This window comes from Winogradskyella sp. (assembly GCF_013213975.1).
Lineage (GTDB): Bacteria > Bacteroidota > Bacteroidia > Flavobacteriales > Flavobacteriaceae > Winogradskyella.
Genome location: NZ_JABSST010000106.1, coordinates 1 through 8155, shown reverse-complemented (window position 1 = coordinate 8155; position 8155 = coordinate 1). Strand labels below are relative to the sequence as shown.

8 protein-coding genes and 1 pseudogene are annotated in these 8155 nt (G+C 33.9%); 2 read left to right on the top strand and 7 right to left on the bottom strand.

The features are described 5' to 3' along the window. From HRU49_RS13335 to HRU49_RS13325, 3 genes and pseudogenes are all read right to left on the bottom strand, one after another. Nucleotides 1-1032: pseudogene (locus tag HRU49_RS13335) on the bottom strand (CUB protein); the annotation flags it as partial. A gap of 109 nt (nt 1033-1141) precedes the next feature. Beyond that, nucleotides 1142-1969: an ABC transporter permease subunit gene (locus HRU49_RS13330; protein ID WP_296357978.1), complete on the bottom strand. Its 828-nt coding sequence runs from the start codon at nt 1967-1969 to the stop codon at nt 1142-1144. A 37-nt stretch (nt 1970-2006) separates the two neighbouring features. Next, on the bottom strand, nt 2007-2927 hold the full coding sequence (locus HRU49_RS13325; protein WP_296357975.1) for an ATP-binding cassette domain-containing protein: 921 nt from the start codon (nt 2925-2927) through the stop codon (nt 2007-2009). Nucleotides 2928-3039: 112 nt separating this feature from the next. Here HRU49_RS13325 and HRU49_RS13320 point away from each other — a divergent pair, with 112 nt between their 5' ends. Next, a complete protein-coding gene (locus HRU49_RS13320) occupies nt 3040-4095 on the top strand; it encodes a hypothetical protein (protein ID WP_296357973.1) in 1056 nt (351 codons plus the stop codon). 3 nt (nt 4096-4098) lie between these two features. Here HRU49_RS13320 and HRU49_RS13315 read toward each other — a convergent pair whose 3' ends face one another. From HRU49_RS13315 to HRU49_RS13300, 4 genes are read right to left on the bottom strand one after another with little or no spacing between them, the layout of a single operon-like run. Further along, nucleotides 4099-4614, bottom strand: coding sequence for a hypothetical protein (locus tag HRU49_RS13315; protein WP_296357971.1), 516 nt, complete (start codon nt 4612-4614; stop codon nt 4099-4101). A gap of 29 nt (nt 4615-4643) precedes the next feature. Beyond that, nucleotides 4644-5687, bottom strand: coding sequence for a COX15/CtaA family protein (locus HRU49_RS13310; RefSeq protein ID WP_296357969.1), 1044 nt, complete (start codon nt 5685-5687; stop codon nt 4644-4646). Next, entirely contained in the window at nt 5684-6136 is a 453-nt protein-coding gene (locus HRU49_RS13305) for a GNAT family N-acetyltransferase (RefSeq protein ID WP_363146814.1), read from the bottom strand. Before HRU49_RS13305 ends, HRU49_RS13310 begins: the two co-directional genes overlap by 4 nt. A gap of 2 nt (nt 6137-6138) precedes the next feature. Continuing rightward, entirely contained in the window at nt 6139-7557 is a 1419-nt protein-coding gene (locus tag HRU49_RS13300) for an HD domain-containing protein (RefSeq protein WP_296357966.1), read from the bottom strand. Nucleotides 7558-7676: 119 nt separating this feature from the next. Here HRU49_RS13300 and HRU49_RS13295 point away from each other — a divergent pair. Next, nucleotides 7677-8155, top strand: a 479-nt coding sequence (locus HRU49_RS13295; RefSeq protein WP_296357964.1) for an ATP-grasp fold amidoligase family protein, incomplete at its 3' end; no start/stop codon positions are given.

Below are 8155 nucleotides of genomic sequence, written 5' to 3'. Positions count from 1 at the left end.
GGTGTGAATAACTTGAATAGAATTAGGAATATCCGCACTTGTTAAATCCCATTGTAATACTTGACTGGAACCATTACCCATAGCACTAAATCCAACTGTAGCATATACTTTTTGATTTTCGGCAGAGAACTCAACACCATATGGACTGTTATTATTTTGAGGACTGTAAAGCTCTAAACTATTCGAAACAACACCAGTATTATTGTCGAAGTCATATAGATAGATGCCACCTCCAGCATCTTCTCCTAAAACTGTTGATTCTCCGAAGTTAGCAGAGACTAGTTTTGTTCCATCTGGTGAAGCCTTTAAGTAACCAAGAGCATTTCGTCTATAGCCTTCTAAAGGGATATAAGGAGTAACAACAGAAGTCACAGGATTGGGGTCTACACCGTTCTCATCAATTTTAAAGGCATAGAATGTATCGCCAAAATGCGTAATCACCCAAAAAGAGAAACAGTCATCTGCCTTAACAGCTGTAATTTTTTCTGAACATTTTAATTCTGATGCTAAAGGATTTGTTGCGTCATAAGTAACTAATGGGATATTCTTTTCAATAGCATCAACAGCACCAAGTCCATTATCATCCAAAATATTGACGCGAGAATACATTAAACCGTCATTTACACCATCATTTGCTGAATCATTTGGAAAACCTGAGGTATTGTTATGGTGCGGTTCATCAACTGTGAATATGTAATAGAAATCTGGATCTTGAGGTTTAGGCACAATTACTCCAGATGAGGTACTAGAATCATCACCTCGTAATCCTGTACCATTAAGCATAATTTGATGGTTTCTGTTCCAAACGGTACTGCCGTCAGAATAGAAAAGTAAATTACCGTTGCTGTCTGAAATCGATGTGCATCCTTCAAGTGTATTTATTTGGCCATCAGTGATTGCGCTAACCGTTCCTGTAGATGCGTCGAATTGTAGGCCAGCATTTTGACCAAAATACCAAAACGAGGCTTCATTTTGTGCAAATAGTGAGCACGATAAAACCATTAAGATTAATACACAACTTATCTTTTTCATAACATCTTTGGTGTGCGATTACACACTATGTTTAATACTATATAACAACTAGAACTTTTGAATTCCCAGTTTAGTATTAAAAATTAAATAGCAATAGCTATCAAAGATATTATAAATCTCTCTTTTTTAATAGTCTATAAGACAAAAAGATAAAAAGTGCAGACCAACCTAAAACAATGGCAATTTCATACCAGTGTACAGCATAGTCATAGGCGATATCGGTCTTCTCAGGAAACTTCGTCATCACGATTCGCTGTATAGGCTGATCGATGAGTTTATACATAGATTCTAAAGGAAGACAATTTTTAACTTTGAATGCACCGTCTGCATTTCCTATTACTTCGTAAGCCCCCCAGAATATAAGCCATTCAAAGATGTATAACACAAACAGGAAACCGAGTGCAAAAGCAGAACGTTTTAGTAACATTCCAAAGAATAAACAAAGGCTAAAGAACCCTACTAATTTTACGAAGTATGCCAATAAAAATTCAACTTCCCTAAAGATAATTGAAGCCTCTGTGTAGCTCGAATAGTAAAGACCTATAAGAAAGGAAGCAACACCAATTAAAATCGTAGCACACAACGAAAAGAATACGATGGTGTAAAACTTAGAAAGTATAAACTCCTTTTTACTTAATCCGTCAATGAGATTTTGCTTGAGGGTTTTATTACTGTATTCATTACCAATCATACTAACAACCACAATAGCAAAAAAGAACTTAAAGTAGGAGGCGAAAAATGTTGTAATGTGCCAAATAATTGGGAAATTAAAGATGCCTAATTCCCCTAATTCTAAAGTAAAGAAACCAAAGAAGTTTATTTTTATCGATGATAAAACAAGCACTGTGAATGGTAAAATGAAGGATATAAAAATTAAAACTCTACTCGTTTTGTTGAGCCAAAGTTTTTGTAATTCTAATTTTAAAAGACGTAACATAATTTGGATTGGTTTTGCTTAATTCTATGTTTTAGAATTAGGCTGTTTTTTGATTGGTTTCTAGGTTGTCAGTAAGTTGTAAGAATTGCTCTTCGAGGCTTTCTTTACGTTGCACTAAATGAGAGAGTAAAATTCCTTTTTCAAACATTAGTTTGTTAAAATCTGATGCAGACATTGGAGTATTTAAAAAAGCAGTAATTAAATCTCCTTCTACTTTAATATTTCCAAAATTGGAATTCGTTTCAAGCAATTTAATGAGCTCATCTTGCTTTTCTGCTTTTAATTCAAAAAAGCCATAACTACTAATCATTTCATCTACACGACCAGAATAGAGTTTCTCACCTTTTCGAAGCACAACAACATGAGAGCACACTTTTTCAACTTCATCTAAAAGGTGAGATGCTAAAAGAATGGTTGTTCCACCAGCAGCAATATCCTTAATAATTTGTCTTATTTGGTGAATTCCCTGTGGATCTAAACCGTTAGTTGGTTCATCTAAAATTAGAATTTCTGGATCATTAAGTAGGGCAGAAGCAATGGCTAAACGTTGCTTCATACCTAAAGAATAGGTTTTGAATCTGTGATCCTTTCGGTCTAATAATCCAACAACTTCTAATTTTTCGGCAATTTTACCATGATCCACACCTTTTATTCTACAGACGAGTTTTAAATTCTCCTCTGCCGTCATGTAAGGATAGAAATTAGGACGTTCAATTATGGCGCCTACTTGCTTTAAAGCATCATGGGTAGATGTGTTGCCGTCGAACCAATGAAAGTCTCCGTTGGTTTTATTTACAACATTTAGGACAATACCTAAAGTTGTTGATTTACCACTTCCGTTAGGTCCTAAAATGCCATAAACATTACCTTTATTGATGGTGAAGCTTAAATCTTTTACGGCGGTTACGTAGCCAAATTTTTTCGTAAGATTATTGATTGTAAGGATCGGTTGTTCCAAAATTGATTGATTTTAGATACTGAAATGTAGTCAGTATTGATTGGTTATGTAGGTAAGACGAGTATGATTAAATTTTGTTACATAGCATTAAATAAAATCTTAATTTTAACGTATGAAAGAGGATCTTAAAATCTCTAAGAAGAAACCGTCTTATGCTATTTCAGAAGTGCTTAATAAGTATTTGACGGATTATAATAGAAATATAAGTCTTCCTATTTTTTATTCGGATTTATTACGTTTTCAGGGTTCAGTTGTTGTTTACGACAAGAATGACGAAGACACCTTATGGATACGTGTATTTTACAATGAATTTGAGCGTGAAGAGATTGATCATAGTTTAAAACAGGTGTATTCAAAATTAATATCAGATGGTAGTGAAGGCATTTTAAAATATCTCAATATTGATGCTATTGATTATTGCACCTTTGGTAATTCAAAACCCTTCAGAGTAAAAGTTAGGAATATCCTTAATGATAACTATACTTATTTCTATGTAAAAAAAGCTGACGCTTCAAGGGTTTATGGTTTAGAGCTTGAACACATGTTATCTCCTTACAACTTAAATTTTTTGGTTTATAAGGATACCTTAATCGAAGAGCATATTGCTGGAATTCCAGGTGATGAGTTTATTAAAAATATGCTACCAGAATGTAACGCTTCAGAACAATCTCAGATTGCTAAAGAGTTTGTTAAGTTCAATGAGCGTTGTATGATTAGGTTGCTGGGCGATATGAGATCGTATAATTATGTTATTGTACCCACACACGATTTTGATCATGTGGTTTTTAAAATTAGAGCTATAGACTTTGATCAGCAGTCTTATGAGGGTAATTTAAAAATTTATCGACCACAGTTTTTTAAAGAAAATTATAAGATGGTAGAACTGGTAAGAGATAAAATTCAGAAAGAGTCCGTGGACCAATATAAAATTGAAGAGCGCTCTATTATTGCTAAACGAATGATTAGTTTTCAGGATAGAATAAGTGCTTTGTTAAAATGTATGGAGGTCGATGAATTGTCTATCAGAAAACACATATCACAACTCAAAAAAGATATTTATGACTATACCTTAGATGTAAATTTTAAGAAAAGTAAAACTATGGGAGATATAGTCAGGAATGCCCTTGATTTTGTAAAAAGAAATTATGAAAGTGTAAATGCACGCTAGTGCTTAATTCCAGTTTTCATCAAAGTCTAGATCGCTGTAATCATCAACATCTAATCCGTCTTCAAACTCATTATAGTCTTCGTTTTGATTAGATTCAAATTGTTTTTCGGGTGCTTGATCAGGAATTTGTCCATGAACAAACATTAAATTAGGGTAATCTGTACCAACGGCTTCATCAACAATTTCAGCTAATTCTACATAGAACGTCCACATACTCATGAAGTCATAGATATAAATGAGTTTTGGAGATGCCTCATGCACAACATCTTTAATGGTGGTTGTACTCATCATTTTAACCTCATTACCAGCTTCACTCATGTCAAACATAGATATTTCCTCACCTTGATTCCACTGCTCATCACTAATATAAAATGATGCCATTTCCATACCATCAAATCCAAAAGATTGGGTAATGATGTTGTGAAGATCTTCCATGGTATCCGTTTCTCTTATTTCTAAATCACGAAAAACGTCATCTTCAGTATCATTGTCTAGTATGACTCTAAATCTATAAATCATAATCACTTTTAATAATGCAAAGATATAATTTAAGTTTGTTCAACCCTATAGTTTAAGGATTGCTTCTGTCCAAGGCTTTCTAAAATTATATAGAATTGAAAACCAATAAGTAAGGCGGCAATGACCAGGTGAATTGGTTGCGTTGTAAATGGAAAATCAAAATAATACATGGCAATGCCAGTGGCAATTTCAAGACCAATACAAAAAATGACATACTTGAATTTACTAAAGCCGAGTTGTAATTTTTTATGACGATAGAACAACCAACCATTTAGTACAAGGACAAGAATTGAGAGTGTTCTGTGAATATAGAAATCTAATGGTGCTAGTTCTTTAAAATCCCAATTAAAATAACCGTTGATGCTATTTTGTTCATCCACAAATTGTCTAACTTGTGTTCCTAAAACAATTTGAATCAGGGTAAGAGCAGTAGCTAGTATTATTCCATTTTTAAAAAGTTTATCGTATTTCTGATTTTTTATTTTTGTATTTGATGCATGAATGAGATATAGGATAACCCCAACAATCACTAGAGCCATAACCATATGAATGGTAATTTTATAAGGCAATAGGTTCGAATCAACAACCGTTTTACCTAACCAAGCTTGAAAGCCCATTCCAAAAACCGTTAAGACAGAAAGTAGTAATAGTCTTTTTTTGTAAGACCACAACCAAATCGACATTATCGTAAAAATAAGAATTGGGACACCTGAAAGAGCACCAATTAAACGATTAATATACTCGATCCAAGTATGTGTGGCATTAAAGGTATTATAGTCGTGAGTTGTGTTGCGTTCCCAATTATTGAGATTCAATTCTGAACCACTTGTAAAATCAGATTTTGCATAGTAAAAAATTTCATCAATCTGTATTACATAGCCCTTTTTGTATTCGTGATTAGCTTGAAATTGAATTTCTGAGGCATCTGTTGGCGGGATATAATATCCAAAGCATTTAGGCCAATCTGGGCAACCCATTCCTGAGCCCGTCATACGAACTACGGCTCCTGCTATAATCACCAGATAAATTAAAACTAAAGCTACTTTAGCTGTATTTCTGAATTTCTGTATCATAATTGCCCAAGTTCTTTTACAAAACAAAGACTATTGTTCATATCCTTATACTGTCCGTACTTTGGTGTCCTACCATAGCCACATTTTTTGTAAAAATTAACGGCTTCGGTTTGTCGCTTTCCTGTTTCAAGAACGGCAGATTTAAAGTTTAATTCTGAAGCCCAATTTTCTAACTCTTTTAAAATTGCGGAGGCTACTCCTTTGCTTCTGGCCGGAGGAGAAGTAAACATGCGTTTAATTTCAACTGAAGAAGAATTATAGGCTTTAAATGCGCCACAGCCAACAGTTACATTATTCAAAGACGCTACAACAACATGGTTAAGGTGTTCAATGCTATTAAATTGGTTGTAAAATTCATGTTCATCACCATCCGTAATTTTTAAGTAAGCATCTAGTTCTTTGACTAAAGCAATAAACTCTGAATTTTTAGAATCTGTTCTTTGGAGCATTATCATATGTCTTCAACATTTAATCCAAGTGCCTTTCCTTTTTCTAACATTAACTGAAAAGCGGCATCATGCTCATTCGGAATATCACCTTCCAATATAGCCTCTTTGATCGCTTCTTTAATTACACCTATTTCTTTAGAGGGTTTAAGATTAAAAGTCTCCATGATTTCTTCTCCAGAAACTGGAGGTTGAAAATTCCGAATACGATCACGTTCTTCAACCTCAACAATCTTATCTCTAACTAATTGAAAGTTGTTGTGATATTTTTTAAACTTTTTAGGGTTCTTTGTGGTAATATCAGCCTCACAAAGCGTCATAAGATCATCGACATAGTCACCAGCATCAAAAACAAGGCGTCTTACGGCAGCGTCTGTAACTTCAGTTGCCAAAACTATAGGTCTGGAACTCATTAGTACCATTTTCTGAACAAATTTCATTTTGTCATTTAATGGCATCTTTAAACGTTTAAATAATTTGTAGACCATTTTAGACCCTACAAACTCGTGTCCATGGAAGGTCCATCCAACTTTTTTACTAAACTTTTTGGTTGGAGCCTTACCAATATCGTGGAGTAATGCTGCCCAACGTAACCAAAGATTATCAGTTGTTTTTGCGATGTTATCAACAACTTCTAGTGTATGATAAAAATTGTCTTTATGTCGTTGCCCTTCAATTTCATCAATACCTTTTAGTGCAATTAATTCTGGGAGCATATAACCAAGTAACCCCGTTTTTTCTAAAAGTTTGAAACCAATTGAAGGTTGTTTGCTTTCAAGTATTTTATTGAGCTCTGTAACTATACGTTCTTTGGTTATAATCTTAATACGGTCTTTATTTGATAAAATGGCTTCGAGAGAACTAGCTTCTATTTTAAATTGGAGTTGCGTTGCAAAACGAATGGCCCGCATCATTCGCAACGGATCATCGCTATATGTTACATCTGGATTTAATGGAGTTCTAATTATACCTTTATCCAAATCAGCAATGCCATTAAAGGGGTCTAATAATTCACCAAAATTTGACTGATTAAGACTTAGGGCTAAGGCGTTAATGGTAAAATCACGTCGGTTTTGATCGTCTTCTAACGTGCCATTTTCTACAACAGGATTTCTGCTGTTCTCGGCATAACTTTCTTGACGTGCGCCAACAAATTCAATTTCTATATCCTCAAACCTTAACATGGCAGTTCCGTAGGTTTTGAACACCTGTACTTTTGGCTGAGTTGGTAAGTTTTTAGAAACTTGCTCTGCCAGTTCTATTCCGCTTCCTACAGCAACAATGTCTATGTCCTTAGCATTACCACGCTCGAGTAAAAAGTCTCGGACAAAACCACCTATAACATAACACTCTAATCCCAACGCTTCTGCAGATTGAGATATGGTATTAAAAATGGAATGTTTTAAAGCAAATTTGTAATTCATTTCACCCTTTTAAAAAGCTTTGGCAAAGATACGACGAAACCAATTTGTTTTAAAATGAGATCCCTCATTTATTTAAGTAAAAAACTATTGATATTTTTACCACTTAATGATAGGACTCAATGAATTTTTTTAAGCGCAAATATCTCCAATTAAAATCTAATTATTTAAAGAATAGACCCGATTGTGTAGAGGATTATCTTAAGGTTCATTTTTATTTGAAAAATAAAAAACTACTAAATCTAGAAAACCCTCAAGAATTTGCGGATAAAATCCAATGGTTAAAATTAAATATGTATAAGCAAGATTATCAAAACTATGTTGATAAATATGCTGTACGCGGCATAGTTGAAGCTAAAATTGGATCACAGTACCTCAATGATTTAATCTTGGTATATGATAAAGTCGATGATATTAAGTTAGACGAATTGCCTGAAAAATTTGTTCTTAAGGGAACACATGGGTCTGGTTATAATATTATCGTTAAAGATAAGGCGCAACTAAACTGGGATGCCGCCAAAGAACAATTGCACAAATATCTTAAAACTAATTACTTCGACAAATACAAGGAATATATCTATAAGGATATACAACCGCGGAT